17 protein-coding genes and 1 pseudogene are annotated in these 23,656 nt (G+C 68.3%); 6 read left to right on the forward strand and 12 right to left on the reverse strand.

Annotation, left to right across the window (positions count from 1 at the left end):
• Positions 1–394 precede the first annotated feature (394 nt).
• The 4 genes from ABT129_RS36345 to ABT129_RS36360 all read right to left on the reverse strand — a co-directional run bounded on the left by ABT129_RS36345 (position 395) and on the right by ABT129_RS36360 (position 7,481).
• The gene (locus ABT129_RS36345) at positions 395–2,017 is read right to left on the reverse strand and encodes a nickel/cobalt transporter (protein WP_351910246.1); all 1,623 of its coding nucleotides are present in this window, start codon (positions 2,015–2,017) and stop codon (positions 395–397) included.
• A complete protein-coding gene (locus ABT129_RS36350) occupies positions 2,014–3,351 on the reverse strand; it encodes a tetratricopeptide repeat protein (protein WP_351910248.1) in 1,338 nt (445 codons plus the stop codon). Before ABT129_RS36350 ends, ABT129_RS36345 begins: the two co-directional genes overlap by 4 nt.
• A gap of 82 nt (positions 3,352–3,433) precedes the next feature.
• Positions 3,434–4,993 carry a DUF4331 domain-containing protein gene (locus ABT129_RS36355; protein ID WP_351910250.1) on the reverse strand — a complete coding sequence of 520 codons (1,560 nt, stop codon included), beginning with the start codon at positions 4,991–4,993 and terminating at the stop codon, positions 3,434–3,436.
• Positions 4,994–5,897: 904 nt separating this feature from the next.
• Positions 5,898–7,481, reverse strand: a complete 1,584-nt coding sequence (locus ABT129_RS36360) for a molybdopterin-dependent oxidoreductase (RefSeq protein ID WP_351910252.1) — start codon at positions 7,479–7,481, stop codon at positions 5,898–5,900.
• A 715-nt stretch (positions 7,482–8,196) separates the two neighbouring features.
• On the opposite strand from ABT129_RS36360, the gene ABT129_RS36365 reads away from it, so the two are divergent.
• Positions 8,197–8,775: a fasciclin domain-containing protein gene (locus ABT129_RS36365; RefSeq protein ID WP_351910254.1), complete on the forward strand. Its 579-nt coding sequence runs from the start codon at positions 8,197–8,199 to the stop codon at positions 8,773–8,775.
• Positions 8,776–9,205: 430 nt separating this feature from the next.
• A pseudogene (locus tag ABT129_RS36370) lies at positions 9,206–9,727 on the forward strand (CRISPR-associated endonuclease Cas1); the annotation flags it as partial.
• Between the two features lie 307 nt (positions 9,728–10,034).
• Here the strand turns inward: ABT129_RS36370 and ABT129_RS36375 are convergent.
• The 8 genes from ABT129_RS36375 to ABT129_RS36410 form a co-directional block, all read right to left on the reverse strand.
• Complete coding sequence (locus ABT129_RS36375) at positions 10,035–10,292, reverse strand: hypothetical protein (protein ID WP_351910256.1); 258 nt, start codon at positions 10,290–10,292, stop codon at positions 10,035–10,037.
• 329 nt (positions 10,293–10,621) lie between these two features.
• A complete protein-coding gene (locus ABT129_RS36380) occupies positions 10,622–11,440 on the reverse strand; it encodes a phosphotransferase family protein (RefSeq protein ID WP_351910258.1) in 819 nt (272 codons plus the stop codon).
• Positions 11,441–11,788: 348 nt separating this feature from the next.
• Positions 11,789–12,295 (reverse strand): MarR family winged helix-turn-helix transcriptional regulator, encoded by a 507-nt coding sequence (locus ABT129_RS36385; protein WP_351910259.1) that lies wholly within the window; start codon positions 12,293–12,295, stop codon positions 11,789–11,791.
• A gap of 50 nt (positions 12,296–12,345) precedes the next feature.
• Positions 12,346–12,750, reverse strand: a complete 405-nt coding sequence (locus tag ABT129_RS36390) for an STAS domain-containing protein (RefSeq protein WP_351910261.1) — start codon at positions 12,748–12,750, stop codon at positions 12,346–12,348.
• Positions 12,747–13,841 (reverse strand): cobalamin B12-binding domain-containing protein, encoded by a 1,095-nt coding sequence (locus ABT129_RS36395; protein WP_351910263.1) that lies wholly within the window; start codon positions 13,839–13,841, stop codon positions 12,747–12,749. The genes ABT129_RS36390 and ABT129_RS36395 overlap by 4 nt, the downstream gene beginning before the upstream one ends.
• Complete coding sequence (locus ABT129_RS36400; protein WP_502982028.1) at positions 13,838–15,391, reverse strand: PP2C family protein-serine/threonine phosphatase; 1,554 nt, start codon at positions 15,389–15,391, stop codon at positions 13,838–13,840. Before ABT129_RS36400 ends, ABT129_RS36395 begins: the two co-directional genes overlap by 4 nt.
• Before the next feature lie 274 nt (positions 15,392–15,665).
• Positions 15,666–16,856: a PP2C family protein-serine/threonine phosphatase gene (locus tag ABT129_RS36405; protein ID WP_351910267.1), complete on the reverse strand. Its 1,191-nt coding sequence runs from the start codon at positions 16,854–16,856 to the stop codon at positions 15,666–15,668.
• A gap of 394 nt (positions 16,857–17,250) precedes the next feature.
• Positions 17,251–17,481: a hypothetical protein gene (locus tag ABT129_RS36410; RefSeq protein ID WP_351910269.1), complete on the reverse strand. Its 231-nt coding sequence runs from the start codon at positions 17,479–17,481 to the stop codon at positions 17,251–17,253.
• A gap of 215 nt (positions 17,482–17,696) precedes the next feature.
• Between ABT129_RS36410 and ABT129_RS36415 the strand changes: the two genes are divergently transcribed.
• From ABT129_RS36415 to ABT129_RS36430, 4 genes are all read left to right on the forward strand, one after another.
• Positions 17,697–18,920 (forward strand): ABC-three component system protein, encoded by a 1,224-nt coding sequence (locus ABT129_RS36415; protein ID WP_351910271.1) that lies wholly within the window; start codon positions 17,697–17,699, stop codon positions 18,918–18,920.
• Positions 18,920–19,396, forward strand: coding sequence for a three component ABC system middle component (locus ABT129_RS36420; protein ID WP_351910273.1), 477 nt, complete (start codon positions 18,920–18,922; stop codon positions 19,394–19,396). Before ABT129_RS36415 ends, ABT129_RS36420 begins: the two co-directional genes overlap by 1 nt.
• A complete protein-coding gene (locus tag ABT129_RS36425; RefSeq protein ID WP_351910275.1) occupies positions 19,393–21,345 on the forward strand; it encodes a DUF3732 domain-containing protein in 1,953 nt (650 codons plus the stop codon). The genes ABT129_RS36420 and ABT129_RS36425 overlap by 4 nt, the downstream gene beginning before the upstream one ends.
• 818 nt (positions 21,346–22,163) lie before the next feature.
• Positions 22,164–23,279 carry a hypothetical protein gene (locus ABT129_RS36430; RefSeq protein WP_351910277.1) on the forward strand — a complete coding sequence of 372 codons (1,116 nt, stop codon included), beginning with the start codon at positions 22,164–22,166 and terminating at the stop codon, positions 23,277–23,279.
• Positions 23,280–23,656: the final 377 nt, after the last annotated feature.

Consider the following 23,656-nt stretch of genomic DNA (forward strand, 5'->3'; position numbering starts at 1 on the left):
TGAGCGTCACCTGCCACGGCAGCCTTGCTCACGGCGGGCTGTCCCGGCGTGGCAGCCGCTGTGGTGGCGAGGGCGAGCGGGCTCAGCACCGTGGCTGCGACGACGGGAGCGAGCAGGGGTATACGACGCATGGGGTGTTCTCCTTCGTGGGCTGGACTGGGTGCCGGCGCCGGACACCGGCATCACGAATGACACGAACACGCCCGGGGCGCTACTGCTCTCCAGGGCAGCCAAACGGACCAGCAAAGCGGCGCCGGTCACTCTTTCGCCCTGATCACCGGGTCGCCCAGCCAGGTCACAGTCATCCCTGCCAGAGCCCATCGGCCGTGCGACGCGATGATGGGGATCGGCATGCCGCGCCCCGCACCTTCACCCTGTCGGCCTCTGTTGCGGGTTACCACGGGCCCATGGCAGCGCGTGCGGTGAGTCCGACACCCACGACGAGGACGAGTGCCGAGGTACCGACGGGGCCGTAGCGGGCCAGACGGCGTGCCCGCTTCCAGCGGTCGGCTGTGGCCGTCTTCAGTCCGGCTTCGACGCGGTCTCGCAGCCTGACGAGGAGGAGCCCGGCAAGGGTGAGGGTGGCCGACATTCCGAGGCCGTAGGCGAGTACGAGCAGGACGCCGAAGGCGGTGCGGCCCAGTGCGACGGCGCCGAGGAGTACGACGAGAGCGGAAGGACTCGGCACCAGGCCGCCCGCGATCCCCATGCCGATCAGACCGCCCCGGGGCGTCCGCGCGGGGACGGGATCGTTTGGGCGAGGGTGGGGGAGGGCGTGGTCCTGGCGGGTCAGTAGTGCGACGGGGCCGCCCTGCTCGTGTTCTGTGTGGGGGTGGCGGCTGTCGGGCAGGCTCGGTGTCGGGTCGCCTTCGGCATGGTGGTGGTGTCTGTGCCCGTGGTGATCATGAGCGTGGCCGTGGTGATGGTGATGATGGCCGTGATCGTGGTGGCTGTGGCCATGGTGGTGGCCGGTCGTGCGGTTGAGCAGGGCGCAGCGCAGCAGCCACAGTCCGATCGCGGTGACCAGGAGTCCGCTGGTGATGCCCAGCCAGGTAAGGACGGTCTCTCCTGCCAGGTGGGTGGCGAGGGGGAGGGCGAGGCCGAGGAGCAGGACTCCGCCGGTGTGGGTGAGCGTGACGGTCGCGCCGACGGTGACCGCGTCCTTCGGGGTTCCGCGACGGCCGGCGAGGTAGGCGGCCATGAGTGTCTTCCCGTGGCCGGGCAGAGCAGCGTGCGATGCCCCGAGCACGACGGCCAGGGCGAGGGCGAGGAGCCCGACCGGGACGGTCAACTCCCTCGATGCGACGAGGGATGCGAAGGTCGAGGAGATCTTGTTCAGCACCGCACTCACGGGGCCGGCGCCCTCCTGCGCGCTCTGGGTGAGGGCGGTCGGCCCGTTGTGGCCGGGCTGGGCGTGGAGCGATGCCGTCCGCTGGTCGGACGGGGTGGCCAGCGGGTCCTGGGGGTAGCGGCGCAGCTCATCGGTGGATGATCTGGTCGGTACGTCCGCGTCGGTGAGTCTCACGCCCTCGCCTCGGGCGGTGATCTCCTGCCAGCCGATGCGCCGGGTGTCGTAGGAGGTGCGCAGTTCGATGTGTGTGGGGGAGCTCAGGTCGGCCGTGGCGGTCAGGGTGCACTGGAGCCTGCTGGTCTCCAGTCCGGCCTCGCCGGGGTGCTGGGTCAGCGCGGCTGTGTCTGGGGTCCAGTGCAGGGGGACGCCGTCGGCGGTCACGTGCAGATGCGCGGCGAGAGTGGCACAGCTGTTGCCCGCGTACGCCGCCGACTCCTGGGGGCTGGTCTTGCCGTTGCGGTCGAGGTCGACGGCCGGGCGCTCCTGCAGGGCGGCGATCTCGGCCCGGTCGACGACCAGGAGGGCGTCGACGCGGTCAGGGCGTAGTACGAGTCCGGTGTGGTGGTTGACGGTGAAGTTGCCCAGCGGGTGCGCGGTGGCCGTGGGCGCGGCGGCGGCGGAGATCACAAGGGCCGCGGCCATGGCGCGCAGGAGGATCCGGATCATGCGGTGCCGTCGATTCTGCTGAGCGTATTGCGGGCTTCGGGGGCGTGCAGGGGGTGGAAGTGCGCGTCGATGGCAAGCGCCTGACGGAGGTCGTCCCGGGCTTGTGCGGTGTGGCCGAGCGACTGGTGGATCATTCCCCGGTGGAAGTGGAACAGGGCGCTGCGGGTGCGCAGGGCCAGGGCCTGGTGGGCGTGCTCGAGCGCGACGGTGTCGCGCCCGGCGCGGTGCAGAGCCCATGCGTAGGCGTCGTGGACGGCGACGAAGGGCCGTGCGGCCGCGGTTTCGGCGGCCATCGTGACGGCCTTGCGGGCATCGCCGTGGTCGGCCTCGAACAAGATGGCGTCTACATCGGCAGGGCCGCCGCTCGCACCGCGGATCTGCTCCTGGGCGCGCAGAATCGTGTACTGGGCTTCGGCATGGCCGGGCCGCCGGAGCGACTGCTGGAGCTCGCCCAGTCCGAGCAGGTAGTGCGGAAGCGGAGCGATGGCGATGGCAGAGGTGTAGTCACGGACCGCCTGATCTGCGTCGCCCAGTGCCGCGTGGGCGCGGCCGCGGACCTCCAGGAGCGCGCTGTCTCGCGGAGCTTCCCTGAGTCCGGCGTCCGCGTGCGTGAGTGCCGTGCGCGGGTCCCCGTTCTCCAGGGCGAGGAGTGCCAGATGAGTACGGGCGAAGGATCTCTCCCCCGGGGTCCCCGCCGCGCTGAGGGAGCGGTTCATCAGATCGCGGGCTCGGCGCTGATCACCCCGCAGCTCCCAGGTGTAGGAGGCACGGGCATAGGAGGCACTGTCCGGCCGAAGGTCGACCATGCGCTGCACGCTCCGGTACGCGTCCTGGTACCGGCCGAGCTGGATGTAGGCGTCGGCCAGCACACCGTGGGCACTCGGGCTGTACGGGTTGCTCACCGTGGCCTTCTCGGCCCAGTCGAGCGCGCCCCGGAATTCGTGACGGCCGGCGGCGAGCGCGCCCATCGCGGTTTCGGCCTGGTGGTTGCCGGACGGCTGGAGCCTCAGGGACGTCCGCAGGGCGCTCGTCGCCCGGTCGTAGGTGGCCGGGTCGGCGGTGGCGCGGGCCTGCTGGACGTACGCCATGCCCAGCGCGGCCCAGCCGGCGGGATCCTTCGGGAGCGCGCGGACGCGTTCCTGAAGTGCGGCGACGGACCCCCGCCCGGCGGCGGCACTGTGCGAAGGCTTCCCGCCCTCTGTGAAGCCGGTCGGCGCAAGTCCTACGGCTCCGACGGTGAACATGACCGCCCCGAGAGCGAGGGTCAGCGCCGTACCGCGCAGGTGTCTGCGCTTGCGTGATGGTTCGGGGGCGGGGGTGCTCTGGCCTTGCACTGATCCTCCGGGCGTGCGGGGGCAGGGGCTGTCGCCCTGGTGGGGGCGCGACGGTCGCCGCGCCCCCACCAGGACATGTGTGTCAGGCGGTGCGGCGGCGCCAGGTGCGGTAGCCCGCCACGCCGAGCAGGAGTGCGCCCATCGCGCCGAAGGCGGACGCCTGGGCCGGCTGCAGTGAGGACTGCTGGACACCGCTTCCGCCGCCGGAGCGGTTGACGTTCTTGGTCTGCGGGAGCGCCAGGTAGGGGAAGGAGTTTCCGAATGCCACGTCGTTGGTGTTGACCTTGTCGCCCTCCGCGAGTGCGGGGACGAGCTGGCCACTCTGGGCGGCGCCTTCGACGGCCTGCAGGGAGATGTCGATGACGTCGTCGGCGAGGCGGCGGCCGTTGGGGAAGCCGGCCAGGTCGCCGGCGAGGACGCCGAGGCGGTTGGGGCGGGCGGTGGGAGGCACGGCCATGTTGAGGCGCAGCTCCTCTGCGGGGACGATCTTCCTCAGGTCGGCGTCCTGGTTCAGCCGGTGCGCGTTCAGGTCGGCCTGGATCGGCCCGCACGCCTTGCAGATGCCGGTGAGGTAGATCTCGGCGAGGTCGTTGCGCGGGGTGGGCGGCGCGGGGATCCCATAGACCTGCTGGATGAGCTTGGGCAGAATCGGGTCGTACACCTTGTCCACGACCGGCTGGACGGTGCGGTCCTGGTCGGGCGAGATGGAGTTGAAGGCGTCCTTGAACTGCAGCGGGACGACGACCTCGTTGACCAGTGGGTTGCCGAGCCGCGAGACCTGACGGAAGCCGTCCTTGGTTTTGGTCTGGTTGCCGGTCACGTCGGCACCCCGGCGCTCGGTGGTCGACCAGATGCCGATGACCGGGTTGCGGGTGCTGTTGCCGCGCAGAGCCAGGTCCTTCTTGGGGATCTGCAGGGCGACGGTGTTGACGTTGTACCCGGCGAGGGTGTCCTGGCCGCGCTTGCTGAGGTCGCCGCCGTACAGCAGGTCGAAGACCCGCAGGTCGGCGAAGAACGGATCCTCGGTCTGTCCCGCGAATGCCTTCCCGCCGCCCTGCACGCCGAGCACGGCCTGCGAGCGCAGAGCGCCGTAGTTCGGCATCGACGCCTCGCCCGTGCGGGAGGGCGCGACGGGCGCGTCCCGCAGCAGGGTACGGGTCCGCCCGCGCGAGTCGGTGACCGTGAGGTCGTAGACCTGGCGGAAGTTGAGGTCCGGGTCGTTCAGCGAAGTGACCTGGCCTGTGTTGTACAGGAACTGGTTGGCCGCGTCGCGGATCTTGTTGCGGAACTTCCACGAGTAGGTGACGTCCGGCCGTCCGTCGCCCGTGTTGTCGATCTTGATGGTGTAGCAGGCGTCGTCGGCGAAGGGGTAGAAGTTCGGGCCGCCGTTGGGCTCCTCGAACGGAATCCAGTTCGCGACCAGGGTCACCGTGTCGCTGCGGTCGGGGCTGGTGAACGCGTACACGTCGGTGTTGTCCGCGCGCGGGTCACCGGCGATGAGAGGAGCCTCGCGGTGGCTGGAGGCGACGCTGGTGCTCGGGGCGAGGGTGAGCACCGCCAGGCCGGTGGCCAGAGCGCCGGCGCCCAGGACGAGGAGCGACTGGTCGACGACGCGCTTACCGGGCCTCTTGGAACGGAACATCTACGGCTGGTCCTTTCGGCTGCGAACCACCGCTGCCGTGCCGGATGCGCGGCAGGAAGCAGGGGGTTCAGCACATGGGGGACGGTGATCGAGCATGCGGTGAACGGCTCGTCAGGGATCTCTCAGAGCCGTGACGCCGCGTGGATCACCACGCGCAGGCTGCGTAAGCCGTAGAGAAGCATGAGCGAAGCGTCACCAAAACCGCCGAAATCAATTACGGAAAGTGATGCATGGGTGGGTGCTCGCGGAAACGCGCAGGTGAGCCTAGGTGGTCGAGTCGGCCTGTCGGCCTGAAACGCACTCGATGCGAAGCACGGCCATTACGCCACTCAGGCACATGTCGCGCTTACTGCGAACTATGCGCAATAAGCTTTAGGGGTACGCCTGTTGACCGAGACTCAGTGCCTTCAAGGGCGGGAGAGAGACATTTCCAGAGCAGAGAGCGGTCGGGCGCGATGAGAAATAGAGAGGGCGCACGCTCGCAACTGTCAGCGGCGAGCCCGAACAATCCGGCCACAGCACGACTTTCGTCGGTGAGCAGTGAAGCCTTCAAGCGTCGCGCGGCCAGCCGTCTCCTGCACGAGTCAAGTGTCCGGGCTGACCGCCCACAAGGCAGGCGGAGCGCGGCGGTGGCCGCGGCCTATATCCGCGCCCTGCCTGGCCAGGCCCGTCGAAGGCCGGTGGAACCGGCCGTGTCAGGAGAACTGGCGTGATGCGGCTGGTACTGGCCGGGCTGCTGGCCGCGGCGGTCGCCTGGACCGCCGACGGCTGCTGGGAACCCCCGCCCGTCCAAGGCCGAGCGCGTGATGCGCGGCGGCCGGCACGACGGCGGCCCGGACCAGCCCTCGAAAGCGCCTGCGCCCAGCTCCTCCTCTGGAGGCGGCGTGGCTGCACGTGAACCGTGTCAGTCGACGGTCAGCACGACGGAGTGCCAACCGCTTGCGCCGTTGGGTACGGTGCCAGTCCGCTTCTCAGTCTGAGTCTCTCCTGTACTGTCCGTGGCGCGCACAGTGAGGGAGTGGCCGCCCGGGGTTGCCTTCCAGGCGTACGACCATTGTCGCCAGGTGTCGATGGTGTCCTGTGCCGCGAGCTCGGCCGGCTGCCACGGCCCTTCGTCGATCCGGACCTCGACGCCTTCGATCCCGCGGTGTTGCGCCCATGCCACCCCGGCGATCATGACGGTACCTGCCTGCAGGCGGGCGAAAGGCTTGGGAACGTCGATCCGGGACTGTGTCTTGATGGGTGCCTCGCGGGCCCAGTCCCGCTTCACCCAGTAGGCGTCGTAGTCGTCGAAGGTGGTGAGCTCGATGTCCTCGATCCATTTGCATGCGGACACGTAGCCGTACAGGCCGGGTACAACCATGCGAACCGGGAAACCGTGTACGAAGGTCAGCGGCTCGCCGTTCATGCCCACTGCGAGCATCGCGTCCCGGCCGTCCATGACGTCCTCGACCGGAGTGCCCAGGGTCATGCCGTCCACCGAGCGGGAAATGATCTGATTCGCCGGGCCGCCGCGTGACGGAGGTTTCACGCCGGCTTCGCGGAGCAGGTCGGCCAGCCGTGCTCCGATCCAGCTGGCGTTGCCCACATAAGGGCCGCCTACTTCATTGGAGACGCAGGTCAAGGTGATGTCCCGCTCGATCAGTTCCCGTTCGAGCAGGTCCTGAAAGGTCACGCTCAGGGGGCGCTGAACGCCCTTGCCATGGATGCGGAGCTTCCAGGTGGTGGCATCGATCTTCGGCACCACGAGTGCGGTGTCGACCCGATAGAAGGTCTTGCTGGGTGTGATGAACGAACTGATGCCGGGAACGCGTAGCTGCGCGCCTGGTGGGATGGGGGCCGCTTTGGAAGCCGGCTGTGGCAGTACGACATCGGCACGGGAGGCCACCGCGTTCTCGCCAGCGCGGTCGTTGAGCACTCTGCCCAGCGCGCCGACACCGGTGGAGGCGACCGCGGCGGACGATGCTGTGACAAGGAACCTCCGCCGGTTCCATGGTTCGCCCCGGACGTCGCCGTCGGCTGCCTCACTCGGCCTCAAAAGACCGATCAGAACGTAGAGCAGCACAGCGCCCACCACAGCGCCGACAAGCGACGGCAGCCCGTCGGCGATGCCGGTCGAATCGGGACGGCTGACGGCAGCGGCCGCACCCACGACGCCGAAGAGCAGCACACCGGCTGAACCTACCCGGCGGAATCGCAGCGCGACGATGCCCAGCACGAGCGCCAGGACCGAGAGCGTCGCCAGGATGCCCAACTGCAGAACGAACTTGTCGTCCTCACCGAAGTGGCGGATGGCGAAGTCCTTCACCGGTGCCGGGGTCCTGTCGATCGCGGCGCCTCCCACCGCGTTGATCGGCCCTGCTTCGGGCCTGACCGCCGCGGACACGAGTTCGGCGACCGCAAGCGCGGCGTAGCCCGCGATCAGGCCGCTCAGCCCGGCGAGTCCTCCGCGGACGAGGCCTTGGCGTGTGACCCGCAGGGTCTTCATCCGCCACCGTCCCTGGCAGGCGAGGATCGCTCATCCAGCAAGGTGCACAACCTCCTGTTGCAGACACCGGCAGAGACCAGCCTTCAATAGCTCGCGGGGCTCATCGGCCGAGGGCTGGTTCGCCGGTGCTCATTGATGTACCGCTGACCGGGTCACCGACAACGACCCGCGTCGCCCCGCCACGCTCCACCGCCCATGGCGCCGCAGACGCGGACGGCAGCAATATCCGGCAGGACTTCACCCCAAGGAAGGAACCCACAGCGCTACACGGCCCGCGCTCCGTCGCCGGGCCAGACGGCGTACGCAGCGACGGGCAGCGCGTCTCTCTCGACCCAGAGGGAACGCACGGCCACCGTCCTGCGCTGCTCGCCGTGCCGTCGACGGTTCTCGAGGGACGACCTGGCATACCAGGGCTCTCATCAGGATTTCTCGCGGATGTTCCCCACTGGTGACCGTCTCTCGTTCGTGGCCGACCGCAATCGAAAGCGAGTCGGCCCCCTGGTCGGAGTTCGAAGCCAGATTCGGGCCCAGCGGCTATCACAGAGCCCCAGCGCCGCGGTGGCTGCCCGTCGGCACGGTTCAGACCTGGTCCGAGCACGCGAATCGCCTCAGAGACTCATCCGCTGAGGCCGTCACTCCGAAGTACTCATGAGGATTCACCCCTAAACGGGCCGAGCTCACCCAAGCGGCACGGATCCAAGAGGAGCCATACGCCATGAACACCTCAAATTTCATGCGTCGAGCCGCAGCCGCGGCAGCGGCCGTCGCCCTCCCGGTGTCGCTGGGAATACTGGCCCCGCAGGCGTTCGCAGATTCCGTCAACGAACCTTTCGGCTCCGGCTGCGCGGCCGTGCCCACGGAGGGTGACGGTAGTTTCGACGGCATGGCCGACGACCCGGTGGCCACAGCCGCGTCCAGCAACCCTGAGCTGTCGACACTCGTCACGGCGGTCAAGAAGGCCGGCTTGGTGGACACTCTGAACAACGCCGAGAACATCACAGTGTTCGCTCCCACGAACGACGCCTTCGCCAAGATCCCCAAGGCTGACCTGGACAAGGTGCTCGCCGACAAGGCCGCCCTCACCAAGATCCTCACCTATCACGTGGTGGGCGAAAGGGTGGACAAGGCGGCTCTCACCGACGGATCCTTCAAGACGCTCCAAGGCGGCACGGTGACGACTGACGGATCAGGCACTGCCTACAAGGTCAACGACACCGCGAACATCGTCTGCGGCAATGTCCCGACATCCAATGCCACGGTGCACATCATCGACACCGTCCTGATGCCGAAGTGACAAGGCCGGCGACCTGGAGACGTACGGACACCTCGCGGGGTGGCGGCCCGGTGATTGAAGACATCCTTGCGGGGCCGCGCCGGCTCGCGTTACAGGTCGGGCTCCGACGCGATGACGCGCAGCTGCTCCTGGGCCAGGTGACGCAGGAGGCCGGGCCAAATGTGATGTCAACCCGCAGCATTCAGACCAGGTGAAACCGAACGAGGCAGGTCATCTATGGCGAGGCTCTGCCAACCCGTAAGACTAGCCCCGAACCGATCGAGCCGATCTCGAGACCTGGAGACCGGAGTAAGATCCTCCGATTGCAAGTCTCGAGGATCACTCAAAGCCTTGCCCTTGGCGTGTGCCATCGATAGGAACCGGAAAGAGTTCCCTCGTACCGGCCCTGTACGTTCGCAGCCGATGACAGCCCCGCAGTTGGGCACCCGACGTGTCCCTCTACCGCCTCGACGAGTTCCTCGCCGACCCCCAGGACCTGCACCGCCTCGTCGACCGCGTCTCCAGCGTCTACATCGAGCGAAGCCACCTGGACCGCGACGAGAACGCCGTCGTCATCATCAACAAACAGCAGACCGTCCGAGTCCCCGCAGCCATGGTCGCCGTCATGCTCCTGGGACCCGGCACACGCGTCACCCACGGAGCCATCCGCCTGCTCGCAGACTCCGGCACCACCGTGTGCTGGGTCGGCGAACAGGGCGTCCGTATGTACGCGGCCGGCCTCGGCCCCAGCCGCGGCGCCGGCCTCCTCCACCGCCAGGCCTGGCTTTTCACCCGCCCCAAGGAACGCCTCGCCGTCGCACGCGCCATGTACGGCATGCGCTTCCCCGGCGAGGACGTCTCCGCCCTCACCATGCAACAACTCCGCGGCCGCGAAGGCACACGGGTCCGCAAGTACTACCGCACCCAGGCAGACCGCACCGGAGTCCCCTGGAACGGCCGCGTCTACAAAGCCGAATACACCATCCCGGTGTGCAAGGCCGCTGCTCTGGATCGGCACGCGACCTGCGCATACGGTCCCATCGGCTGGGGCTGCAGCATCGACTTCGGCTGCGGTATGACAGGCGGCAGAGGCGCCCGGCAGCGCGACGTCGGGCGGGGGACCGCCAACGAGCCCGACGGGCACTGACTCTCATCCCGGGCACAGTCGCGGGAGGCCCGCAGCAGCCCCACTGACACGTCTCAGCCGGCCACAAATGCCGACGGTGACCCCCGGCCGCGCCGTCGGCGGCCTGCGTCCGCCGACTGTGCGGCCGCCGACGTCAGATCTCCGGCTCAGCCGGCTTCTCGGCCCGGGCCGCGCGGATCTCGATGACCTCCAGCTGGTGATCCGCGCAAAGCTGGTCGAAGAACCGCGCGTCGCCATACGCGGACTGCTTGGCCTCCAGGGCCTGCTCAGCGGAGGCCGCGACGAACCCCACCCACGCCGCAGTGCACCAGGGCGTGGTGCCCGCCACGAAGACATGGGCGCGCCCGTGGTCGAAGCACCACGCGTGGAGGTCTGCCGGGCTGCTGCTCATGATCTCAACCCCTGGATGTGGGAATCGGAGCCGCCGGTGGGCGGCGCCTGAAGGCGAGTCTGCCAGCAGGGACCGACAGCCCGAGCGCCACACCAGTGCGGCGCTCGCCAGCCCCCGCTCCGCGCCGTGGCGCCGGGGGACTGCCGCACCGACGGTGCCGCGGCCGTCGCGCTGCGCCCCCGAGCCTGCCCCCCCCGAGTACCGGATGGGGGTGCTGCGCCGGGCCGGCCCGGCGCGCCGCTGTGGTGCCCTCGGCAGGACGGCGGACTTAAGGATCCTTCCGCACTTCACCATTCGTCTGATGCCCTGCGCTGTCCTGGAGTTCGGGTTCAGGGTGTGGCCCAGTACCGGGCCCAGGCCCGGGCGGCGCTGATCGTCTCCTCGAGCCCGGCCATTCCGTAGGCCTGCCAGGCTTCCCAGGACCGTGCTTCTGCCTCGGTGAGGATCACGATGGCCTCTCGGGGGGCGGAGGCGAAGGCTGGGATGGTGCGTGTCCAGGCGGCGGCCTGTTCGGGGGTCTGCTTGCCGTCTAGGACGAGCCGCATCCCCCACAGGGCGGTGTCGATCCAGGCGGGTCCGCGCATCGCCCACGCCCAGTCGATCATCCACACCCGCCCGCCGCGCTCGACCATGAAGTTGGAGGCGGCCGGGTCGGAGTGCACGAGCCGGTCCCCGGTCAGGAGGGTCTCGTCGGCCGGGTCGCAGTACTCGCCCCACCGCTCCCACGGCGTGAGCCGCACCTCTGCAGGGGCGGGGTACTCGCTCAGCTCGCTCAGGACCGCGGCGATCGCTTCCAGGTGGCCGCTGTTGTCGCCGAACCACGCCCACGCGCTGGCGTTGGCGCCTTCGAAGCCGAGCAGGAGCCACCCGCCGGCTTCCTCCTCCCACAGCATTCGGGGGGCGCTGGCAGGCAGGTGGGGGTTGACGGCGGCCTCCGCCTTCAGCTCGCCGATCCGGTCGTGGTCGAGCGGCAGGCCCTTGACGAACACCATCTCCGTGTCCGAGCCGGAGGGCCAGAACAGGGAGGCGAGTGCGGAGCTGGTGCCGTTCTCCACCTCGGCGCGCGGGCAGTCCGATCCGACGCGGGCGGCGATCGCCTGCCGGGTCTGTTCGGGAAGCTCGTCGAAGGCGAGCCGGTCGACACGCATGGTTCAGCGCCCAGGCGGGGGCTGCTGCGGGTTGCTCGGCGGGAACGGCGGGTTCTTGTCGGGCCGGGTAGGCGGGCCGGTGGACGGACGCCCCGGCGGGGGCGTGGAGGTGGGCCCGGGGGCCGGGCGGCGATCGAGCACGGGGATCGTCATGGCGGCGAAGGTACCCGCCGGCACCCACCCGGCGCCGGGTGTTGGGCGCACATGGCCGGTTGGCGGCGGTCCGGATGGCCCGCACGGCACCCTGTCGCGCCACCGCCGATCCCCTGGCAGGCCAGAGAGGCCGGCCGAGAAGCGGAAGTAGCTGCCGGCCGCAGGCACTCACGGGGAGAGGGGGCGCCCCGCTGTTTAGGCTGCGGAGTGGTTGTCGGGTCTGTGGTGTTCCTCGCCGCGGGCGGCGTTGAGCTGTGCCTGGAGCCCAGTGAGTCCTGTGGCCAGGGCGCGGCGTTCGGCTGGGGACATGTTGTCGATGGCCTCGTGGAGCATGGTGTCGCGTTGGTCGCGGATGCGTTGCAGGTGTGCTTTGCCGGTGGGGGTGAGTTGCAGGGCGACTTCGCGGCCGTTGTCGGGGCAGGCCACGCGTTCGAGGAAGCCGATGGCTTGCAGGCGGTCGCACATGCGGGTGACGGTCGGAGGAGCAGAGGCGAGGCGCTGGCACACAGTGCGCATCCGGATGCCGTCCTCGCGGTCGACGACGTACATCAAGCGCAGCTGGGACGTGGAGCTGGGGGCGGTGGTGCTGGTGGTGGAGTGTCTGGCGTGTTCCCACATCACGTCCAGGAGTTCCGTGATGGAGCTGGCGGAGTGGGCCGCCTCGTGCCGGATCCTGCCGACAGCGGCGTCTGGTGCGGTCACGGTTTCCCCATCGGTTGGTACTTCTGCCTGGGTGACGGCCGGGCAGTGGCTCAGGTGGGACCGTCCGGCCCGGTGGGGCGGGCCGCCATCTCCTCGGTCACCGAAGTCTCCGCGGCGCCGGTGGGGAGAGGCGTCGTGAGGTAGTCCAGGGTACCGGTGAGTTCCAGGAGCCGGTCCAGATTCGCGGGCCGGTCGTCCAGATGGAGACGCACCCCTGCCACCGTGGTGCGGCGGCCGATCATCAGCAGGGCGGACAGGCCCATGGAATCGACAGCTCCGAGGCCGGCACAGTGCAGATGCAGGTCGGTCAATGCGGGCCGGGCCGCGAGCTGGGCGGTGGCCTCCTCCAGCAGGAGATCGGCGCTGTCGTAGTCGAGGTCGCCGTGGACCTCTATTCGGACGCTGTCCTGGATGCCGACCGTGGTCAGGCGCAGGTAGTGGGGGTGTGTGGTCATGCGATGTTCCCGGCGGCGGTGGAAGGGGCGGTGGTGAGGGTGTGCGTTGCGGCCTGGAGCATGCGGGCGGCCCGGGGGAAGTCCTTGAGCTCACGGGCCAGAAGGTCCAGGGCCGGGGGCAGGCTGTGGGCGGGGACGCCCCGTGCCACGAGGATCTGCGCGGTCCAGGTGATGAAGGAGGTGAAGAGTTCCTCGTCGTCGAGGTAGAGGGAGGTGGCGAGGAACTCAACGATGTGCGCGAGGTCTTCCCCGGTGCGCTCACGCTGGAGATCGCTGTAGGAGCGCATCGCGGGAAATGCGTCTTCCAGGGCGGTGAAGACGGTACGCACGAGCGAGGTGCTGTTGCGGGCGACCATGGTGTATTCCTGGTCGCTCAGGTGCGGCAGGTCGTCGAACTGCTGATGGTCTGGCTCCGGCCGCGGCAGCTGCCCCTGGGCGAGGTGGTCGGCGGCGGCGCGGGCGTCGGGGGCCCAGGCGTCGGCGCCCAGCAGCGTCGCGTACCGGCCCTGGGGTCCGAAGGCGGCGCCGCCGACCAGGACGGGGACACCGACGGCCTGGCAGGCGGTGATTGCCGCGTGCGCGGTGGGCAGGCGGGTGGCGATCGAGCCGGAGAGTGCGACCGCGTCGGCCCGGGTGTTGTGGAGGTGGGCGATGAGGTGCGGGGTGGGGACCTGGGCGCCGAGGTAGTCGACCTGCCAGCCGCGCAGCTTCAGGACCTCTGCCAGCAGGCGGGCGGGCAGCGCGTGCCATTCGCCGTCCACGCAGGCCACCGTGAGCCGGCCCCGGGTGGCCATGGTCCGGGCGGCGGGGTGCATGCTCACCGCGGCAACGGCCCGTTCGTTGATGGCGGTCGCCGCGTGTTCCTGGGCGACGCTGATCCGGTTGGCCGCCCATTCCTCACCGACGCGGCCCTGCACCCTGGCGATCACATCCAGCAGGACGCTCTCCGGATCGCTCCCGTCGTCGAGCATGCGCAGCACGAGCTCGGTGGCCGCGTACTCATCGGCGTCCGCGACGGCGCTCCACAACTGCTCGGCCATCTGCGTCACGTGCCCGGAGTGAGGGAGGCAGGGCGGGGTGCTCGGGCTCATGCCGTGAACCTGCCCCGGGTGTGGCCGTTCACCGCGCTGAGGTGGTGGGTGCGTGGGGCGGAGATCACGACGACGGCCATGTCGTCGTGAGGGCGGTTGCCGAGCCACTGGGCGGCCAGCATCTGCACATGTTCCACGATCCCCTCGGCGGGCATGCCGACGCACCCGGAAAGGGCGCGCTTGAGGCGCTCCTCCCCGAACAGGTCGTCGCCCATCGGTCCGCCCTTGGCTTCGGTGATGCCGTCGGTGTAGAGGACGCAGGACTCCCCCGGAGCCAGGGATGCCGCGGCGGTAGTGGCGGAGATGTTCGGGATGGCCCCGATCAGGGTGCCTTGGGTGTCGGTTTCCTCGATGGTGCCGTCCGCGCGGATGATCAGCGGGCTGGGGTGGCCGCCGCTGGTGAGCCTGAGGTCCACCGTGTTGCCGCGGCGTACGGCCGAGGCCAGGACCATGGTCGCGAAGCGGGTGTGGTGAGAGTTGAGCAGCGCGCTGTTCAGCAGGCCGAGCATGCGCTGGTGATCGTCGGCAAGGGGGAGCAGAGCGTGCAGTGTGTTGCGGATCTTGCCTGTCAGGACGGCGGCCTCCAGGCCCTTGCCGCACACATCTCCGAGCAGGACCAGGGAGGCTTCGCCCTCGACGGCGGCGGGGTGCACGTCGTAGAAGTCACCGCCGATGCGCTCATGATCTGCGGAGGGCCGGTACCGGCCGGCGAAGTCCACCCCGGAGATCTGGTGCAGAACCGGGGGCAGGAGTTCACGCATCAGCACGTCGGTGATCGCGCTCTGCTCCGTATACAGGCGGGCGGCCGACATTGCCGCCCCGGCACGGGCGGCGAACAACCGGGCGAAGACTTCCTCCTCGTCGCTGAAGGCGGCGGCATCCGCCTTCCGCAGCAGGATGAGAGCGCCGGCCGGCACACCGTGCCCGGGCAACGGGGTGATCACTATCGATCCGACCGGCCCGAACCCCTCGGGCATCATCCATGCGGGGGCCGTGGCCGGGTCGATCCACCGCGAGGGCACCGGTGGGAACCCCCGCAGCGCCTCGCCCAGACCCGGCACGTCGTCGGGGTCCACCGTGAGCGTGGACAGGGCGGGAGCGCCGCCGCGCAGGCAGGTCACCACCGGCAGCCGCTCGCCACGTGCCGGCGCGACCGTCAGGGCCGCATCGGCCAGGCTTTCGGCGGCCATCTGCGCGGTGACGTCCATGCAGCGCCCCAAATTGAGGGAGGAGAGCAGGGTGCTGGAGGCCCTCGCGAGGAACGCGGTGCGCTCCCGCTCCATATGCAGGGCTTCCCGGACGAGCTGGTGATCGGTGTCGTCCACCAGCCACCACGCCACCGACCCGTCGCCCCGCACACTGGGGTGCGCCTCGAAACGCCGCCCGCCGATGTCGCCGCGCAGCGGCCCCTCGGCAGCCGGGACGGCGTGCGGACCCGGGAAACTCAGCGCGTGATGCGCGGCACAGAGCCAGGTCGGAGCCACATCTGCCAGGGGTGCCCCCGGGACAGCAGCGGACAGGAGAAGACCGGCCGCCTCGTTGCACCGCACCACAGCGCCCCGGACATCAGCGATCAGCACCGGATACGGGGCCCGGTCCCACGGAAGGGGAGGCCCCGGGTCTACGACGGTTTGTGCTGGAGTGGAAACCAAATGTAGAGGGTCCGCTGGGCGGACCCCTCACCTCATCAACTAGACGATTGCCTATAGGCAATCTTCCCTCACGCTGCCACTCCCTGACAACCAGCCCTCTCCGCCGCACAGGCTTCTCGCGCAGAAGGTTGCAGGTTCTTCACAAAAGGACTACATGCGCGGCGTATGAAGGTCAGCGGTCGTGCCTCGCGCTGCGGCCGTGCCAGTCCAGGCACATCACGAGAGAGTCGTCCGCGGCCGGGCCGGAGCCGCGATGCCCCAGCAGCTCCTGCAGCATCACGCGCGGCACCTGCGGGGCGGGCAGCAGGCGGGTACTGCGCATCGACGCGGCCAGTGCCCGCAGGCTGTACTTCTCGCCGCCCGGAGACAAGGCGTCGTAGACGCCGTCGCTGATGAACAGCAGGCGGTCCCCGGGTTCGACCCGGAAGCGCTGCGGAACATAGGCGGTGTCCTCGAACATGCCCAGGGGCATCTGCGCCTCCAGCTCGATCGGCTCGATCACCCCCCTGCGCACCCGCCACACCTTCGGCGAGCCGGCATCGATGATCTCCACATCACCGGTCGGAAGGTGGAAACGGAACAGCAGCGTCGACAGGTACCGGCTTCCCCCGTGCTGCCCGTACACCGCCTGATCGGCCAGATGTGCCTGATCGCTCAGGCTCAGGCCGGCGCGGCGGGCATTGCGCAGTGCGTTGACCGCGAGGTTCGTCAGCAACGCTGCGTCAATGCCCTCTCCCATGCCGTTGCTGACGGTCACGTACAGGTCATCGGCCGAGGCCGACCAGTCGAAGCTGTCGCCGAAGATCGCGTAAGCGGGTTCGAGCTGGGCGCCCAGGCTGTACTCGGGCCGGGCGCAGGAGCGCCCGGGCAGCAGCTGCCATTGCATCTCGGCGGCAAGGGTCAGGCGTTCCGCCCGGCGCGCCTGCAGGAAGAGGTCGGTGTCCCGCTCCGCGACGACCACCTCGTGCGCCAGGGCGTCCGCGCACTCCTGCAGCTCTTCCAGGACGTCCGCCGCGAGCTCACCGCCCTCTTCCACCGGCACCGTGACGCTCAGGATGCCCAGCCGGTCCCCCCGGACGCTGACCGGCAGGTATGCCGTGACCATGGACCCCGAGCGCTCATACACACAGAGCGGTTCCTGGGCGCCGAACGCACGACCCGGAGCGCTGTCGTACACCGGCACCGGCGGACGGGTGTGCGGCAGCACACCGACCGGCTGCAGCCTCGTCATTGCGTAGTCGGCCAACAACAGATCCACCGCCCGGGCATGATGGCGGCGCTCGATCACACTGCGGATCACGTCGAAGATCTCATGAGGCGCGGCCTCACGCAGAGAGCGCTCGACCGCGCTGAGTCTGTCCACCGCTACTGAACCTACTTTCCTTCGCTTATCCGGCACGAAACCCACCCGGGAGTGTCACATGCGCGGGGACCCCCTCACCCCTCGACCAGCCCACCGTCGAGGACGGGCGCCACTCGGCGGTGTGCTGGTTCCGTCACTTCCCGAGGGCGACAGGACCGGCACACCCTCGACGATTCGTTCCAGGTACCTGACGGCTCACGGTCACGCGGACCGGGGCTCCGTTGAGAGGACGGAGACACCGAGCTGCCGACTGAGGCGGACGATCCGTGGCCCCGCAAGAAAGAGCCTTCTCCCACTGAACGCGACTGGCTGAGGCACCGGAGGGAACCGTCCCCGCGCTCGCGGGGAGGGTCCTTTGACGGTGACGGGGAACAGTCGTGCACGGCGGACCTCCTCACACGTCGGCGTGCCCGCATGCCGCCGTGCCCGCATCGTCGAATCTGCCTTCCCGGGGGTCCTGGTGAACATCCGCGTAGACGAGGACCCGTACGTCCTGCTCGCCGGGGGTCCGGCGGAGCCGGCAGGGGCCACTGGACCGGAACAGGTCGGAGATGCGGTGGGCGGCTTCGAGTGCCGCCTGCTCGCGGCCTCTGATCTCGATCGTGATCACGCTCTCGTCGCTCATGCCTACGCCAACTGGCGAACGGCCGTACGTGTTGCGGGCGGGATCAAGCTGCACCCCATCGAGAGCCACGCCCCGTGCGGTCGGCTTCGAGCTATGGCGGGCTGCTTCGAGGCATTACTGGGGAAGGCGGCTGACTTCACGTTCACGCATAGCCATGCGCGGGCCAGCACCGTCGTGGAATGATCGCCGGGTCGGTCTGATGAAGAGGGTGGGCGATGGCAGATGCTGGTGAGCAGTATGAGGCGTCGGCTTCGGCGCTCGGATACCTTTTTCAGTTTGCCAAGGCTCTGCACATCTGCATTGAGCAGTGGATGAGCGGTGACATGGACTGGAGTGTTGCGGTCGAGGCGGCCGACGACATCGAAATCCACCGTGGCCCGGATACGCGGCTGATCCAGCTCAAACAGCGTGCTGAAGGCGTTCGCATGACCGACCTGTCCGAGGACCTCTGGAAGACGCTCCGGATCTGGGCGGAAGCCGCCAGGACGGAGCGGATCGTGCTCGCCGAGACCAAACTGTTTCTCCTGACCACGGCTGAGATCCCCGAGGGCAGCGCAGCGTTCTACCTTCAGCCCCGTGGCAACCAGCACCGTGATGAAGACCGAGCCTTGGATACGCTCCGCGAAGCCCGTAAGACTTCGAAGGCGACGAAGGGGTCGCTGCCGAAATGCTTCGAGGCCTTCGACAACCTGGACCGGGGCGATAGACCCCTGCAACGCTCCCTGATGTCCCGCATCGAAATTCTCAGTGGCACCCCGGACATCGCGGAGGTCCGTACCGCGCTACGTGGCCTTGCCGCCTTCGCGGTCGGGCACGATGCGGCGAAGGCATTCCTCGTCCGGCTGGAGGGTTGGTTCTACGACCGTGTGATCGAGCAAATGCAGACGCCGGGCGGAAGCCCGGTCACCGGCATCGAGTTCGATGAGATGCTCTCCGACCTGCAGCGTCAGTTCCGCTACGACAACCTGCCGATTGACCTCGACATCTCCGACATGCCCTCTGATACTTCCCAGGCGGCCGACCGGCAGTTTGTTCGCCAGCTGGGGCTTATCGGTGTCGGGACGGACCGGATCAGTCTTGCCGTACGTGACTACGTCCGAGCATTCGCTCAGCGATCCCGCTGGTCCACCGAGAACCTGTTGCGTGCAGGCGAACTCGGCAAGTACGAACGCAGACTCGTCGAGGAGTGGCAGTCCCGCTTCGCAGAGATGGCTGAAGAACTCGGCCCGGACGCGACCGAGGAGGAGAAGAAGAAGGAAGCCAGGCTCATCTACCGCTGGGTCGACCGCGAGGCGCGCTTCCCCATCCGCTCAGGTTGCGACGAGATTTTCGTGACCAAAGGTTCCTATCACATGCTCGCCGACGAACTCCGAGTCGGTTGGCATCCCGACTTCTCCGCACGCCTCATAGCGCTCCTTGAACCGGCCCGGGCCCGCTGATGGAACTGAGTCGCGAGGAACGTGCCCTCTACAACCCCGCCTTCGCCGCGCTCCTCTGCATCCGCGCTGTACAAGGCCACGACAAGGCGTACGCGACTCCCTGTCCCCTCCCCGTAGCTGTTACCGCCGGCATCATGGCTCTGCAACCCGCCATCAGGGATGCCCTGCCGGCGACAACGGGCACCGGACTGATGGGGTGGCTCGAAGCCAATGATCACGTGCGCATCGAGATGTCCCGCAACACCACGACTCTCGCGGCCGTGGTCAAGCCGGGACTTCTCTTCGCCCTTCAAACACGAGCCGTCTACTGCACCACCGCAGGCCTTAGCCCTGTGCCCCGAGCCGTGACCAAGACCATCACCGATGGCACGCGGCAGACCAGAGCCATCCAACAAGCAGCCCTCATGCTCGGGCGCTGGCTACCCAGCACCGGCAGCCTCGGTACCGTCCTGACCCTCCTGGGAGTGCAGCCGTGACCTTTCAGATCCGCGCGGTCACCATCTATGGCAAGCAACCCGGCCAAATGCACACGGTGCCCTTCAACCCCGGAAGTCTCAACATCGTCACCGGTGACTCCCGCCGCGGCAAGAGCGCACTGCTGACGATCATCGACTACTGCCTCGCCAGCTCCGAGTACCCCGTGAAGTCCGGCGTGGTCCGCGACTACGTAGGCACCTTCGCGATAACCCTGGTCAAACCCGGACAACAGCTCTTCGTCGCTCGCCGCGCACCAGAAGCCAAGAAGGTCGTCAGCACCGTCCTGTGCATCGTCTCGCAGGCGCCAGGCTCGCCACCACCGCCACTGGACGACCTTCATTTCGTCACACCGAGGGACGTCGCCAAGGACATCCTGAGCGACTTCTGCGGTATCGACCGCAACATTCGCGTCCCCGCCATCGGCCGCGCAACACTCATCGCACCATCCGTCCGCCACGCGCTGTTTTTCTGCTTCCAGGCCCAGAACGAGGTCGCCAACGAAGACGTCCTCTTCCACTCCCAAGGCAAAGAGTGGCGGCCGAACACCATCCGCGGCGTCATCCCCTACTTCCTAGGCGCCACCGACCGCGAGCAAGCCCTCCTGCGCAGCCGACTACGCCTCGCACGCAAAGACCTGTCCGACCATCAAGCGAAGCTGGCCGCCGCGAGAGAACTCGCCCCCGCGGCCGGACAAGCCCAGGCCCTGCTCACTGAAGCCATCGAAGCTCACCTTCTGCAGCCTGACGCCACCCGTGAGACGACCGCCGAAGGGGTCCTTCGACTCCTACGCCAGGCGCTCCTTCAACGAGGCCCCCAGGTAGGTCCAGACCGGACCGACGACCCCATCAGCGAGCTGCGCACCCGTCGTGCCGAACTGCGGAGCCGTGCCAACCGAGCACGGGTCCGGATTGCCGACCTCAGGGCAGCCCTCGCGGAGAACAGCGACTTCACCGACCAGGCCAACGAGCAGCGCGCGCGGCTGGCCACCCTCGGTCTACTCAAGCGCGATCCCGTGGCATCCGACGTCGCGCAATGCCCAGTCTGCGACGGTCCGGTCAGGTCCGCTCATGCCACGGCAATGACGTTGATCGATGAGCTTTCCCACCTCCAGAGCGACCTCCACGCCATCGGCAGAGACACCCCCGCCATCGAGCGAATGATCAGCGCCGAGGAGGACGGGCTGCAGGAAGTCCGCTCGCAGCTCGCCCGCAATCAGGAAGAGATCAACGAGGTCACCGCTGCCTTCCGGGCCCTCGACCGAGAACCCGACGACGAACGGCGTGCCGCCATCGTGCAGGGCCGCATCAGTCTGTACCTGGACACTGCGGCCCAACTGTCCGTCGGCCCTCGGGTGGAAGACCGAACCGAGGAGCTGCGCACACGGATTGCCGAATTGGAGACGCTTCTCAGCGAGGATGTCCAAGGCGACCGCCTGACCAGCTTCCTGTCACTGATCAACGAGCAGATCAGGTTCAAGGCACAGGAACTCGAACTGGAACACTCCAGCTCGCTGCTCCGCCTCGACGTGAACCGTCTCACGGTGGTGGCCGACACCCCCGAGGGGCCGATTCCTTTGAAGGACATGGGCAGCGGGGACAACCACCTCGGGTATCACGTGGCCACCCTCCTGAGCCTCCACGAGTGGTTCGCCGAGAACGACAACCCGGTGCCGGGCGTGCTCATCCTCGACCAGCCCTCGCAGGTGTATTTCCCGCCCGACCATGTTGGCGAAGAGATCCTGGAGAGCGACGACCGGATCCTTCTCCTGAACATCTTCAAAGCCATCCACCGGACGCTCCGCCGGCTTGGCGGAAAGCTCCAGGTCATCGTCATGGAGCATGCAGACCTTGAGGACCCCGCTTTCAGCGACTACGTCGAACACCGGTGGCGTCGACGCGACGGCCAAGCACTCGTACCCTCCACGTGGCTCACACCCGAGGCCGGCTGACGCCGGAGGCACTGCCGGCGCAGCTGTCGGACCCATCCTGAGCGGCGGCAGAGTGCGCTCCCGCCCCGTGCCTCGGGTTGTCGCGGCACTCGTCTCGGTGCTTTCAAGCAGTTGAAGTCAGTACGACGCACGCGATGGCGATGGGCTCGATCTCACTCAGGATCGCTTTCACGCGCGCCCAGGAGGCCCCGTCGATACCTCCAACAGGGCGAGCTGTTGGCCTGTCGCAACCTTGGTTGCGTTCAGCTCCCAGGATGCCCCCTTCCCGGCCGCGGCCAGTCCCGGACAGCTCAGCGGTACCAGTCGAGGGGTTCCGCTGCGTACGTGCCGTCGGAAAGGACCGCGTCCGTCAGCTCGAACCGCTGCCGACGGTCGCTGGCCGGCTCCTGCCACGTGATGACGGTGCCAGCAGGCCGACTGCTGGCGAGCTGGACCACGTGGCCGTCCGGAGCCCGCGTACCAATCAAGGTGTACCTGCGGGCGGGGCGTGTCACCGTCCCGTCTCCGCCCGGTACGGTACTGCGCCGGGCACCCCGCATGCGGCGGGCCCGTGCGACGAGGGCGACAGCCGCGACTACGGTGCAGCCCCCCACAAGCTCCGCGATCGAGCCAGTGATCACATCGTTCAGCATGTCGGTGAGTTCGCTTCCTCTCTGCTACTTGTCCATAGCGCCCGTGTCGCCCGAGGGTCGGTCGCGTGCGCGCGCACAGGACCGTAAGACGTGCATAGAGCCGCCTACTTGCGCCCCTGCGACCCCATTGAGCCAGACGTCGAATTTCCCGCTCTACGAGACTTCGCAGGGTTCTAAAGTGCGGACGTGACCGGCGACGACACCTCACCCGCGGACCAAGAGCTGCTCAGGCTCCTCCACGACCGCGACCTGACCACATCAGCCGCGCAACTGGAACGCTGGCGGCGAGCCGGCCTGCTGCCGCGGCACGCCCGCAAGGCCTTGGGCAGAGGCCGCGGCTCATCATCCGTTCTGCACCCCCGCACCGTGGAATGCGCCGACGTCCTGACGCGTTGCAGCGGCCAAGGCAAGAACCTACGCACCACAGTCCTCACCTGGTACATGCGAGCCGGCACACCAGGAGCGCACTCCCTCCAGCCGGTACCGGAACCGCCCTTCGAGCCCGTCCGCGACGCCCTCGTCTGGGCCCTGCGCCGGAGCCCTGTCCACCGCCTGATCGACCAGGCACGTCGGGCGCGCACCGACGCCGACGCCGACGCCCTCTACGCTGACGCGGAGAAGTACCTAGCCCGCTCGTCCGGCCCGTTCGGTCATCCGGGACGCATGCGCGAAGCCCTACTCGACAGCAGCCGGAACATTCAGCCACCACCACGCGGTGGACAGCGCAGCATGGTCAACCTCATCGCGCTACTTGGACTGCCACAGGGAGAAGTAAGCGGGGAGATTTTCGCGCAGGCGATGACCAGCTTCGGACTGCTTCCGGAACTTGACCACGAGACGTGGGCCGCAGCCTTCAAGCAGGCCGATCGTGACGGAACGCTGGACCACATCCTGCTCGAGGCACGGCAGCGTGACGTGGTGGCCGAAGCAGAATCCGTCAGCCCCGAAAGACTGGCTCGCGCACGCGAAGCCGCCCGCATCCTGGGATTCTGCGGCAGCTTGTACATGCTTCACGGACTACTGCTCCCGGACACCCCGGGCCAGCAAGCCATCCGTGCCAAAATCGACGAGCTGGGCCTCGGCGAAGCTGCGATCACAGCAGTCCGAAGCTCCAACAAGGTTGAGGCGTCCTACGTTCTCAGCTTCTGCCTGGATCCCTTCCTTGCTCACCTCGTTGACCAGCTCCTTGAGGTGATGACTAAGCACATTGCCAGCGTCTTCCGACACCCCGGAACGCTGGACTCTGCCGAGGACCTCGTAGCTGGGTGGCTGGCAGCATTCAAGGATGCGGCAGAGAGGTAGCGGGGACGAGCAGCAGATCCCACAGCCCGCTGTGCGAAGTAGTTCAGCCGGCGCCTTGGCATCGTCAATGGCGACCCCGCATCTGTAGCTATCGCTGTCTGTGTGCGGTCGCTTTGGCAGGCTTGAGGTGCGTGGGTGCGGGTTGTTCGGTGAGGGAGCGGCTGCCGTCTCGCGCTCTCCCGCAACGTCCCGCCGTGGTTGTGACGCCGCAGTGCGCCGCGCTCTTGCCTCGGTGTGGAGCGAGGTCTCTGGCCGAGGCTCAGGCGGGGGTGGTCGTCGCTTCTTTGTGGGGTGGGTGTAGGGAATGTGGGGTGTGGGGGAGGGGCAGGGTGGGGGTGTGGTGGTGTCGGTTCCCGGGGGGTGGGATGCCTGCGGGT

The organism is Streptomyces sp. NPDC002057 (assembly GCF_040296665.1).
Classification (GTDB): Bacteria; Actinomycetota; Actinomycetes; order Streptomycetales; family Streptomycetaceae; genus Streptomyces.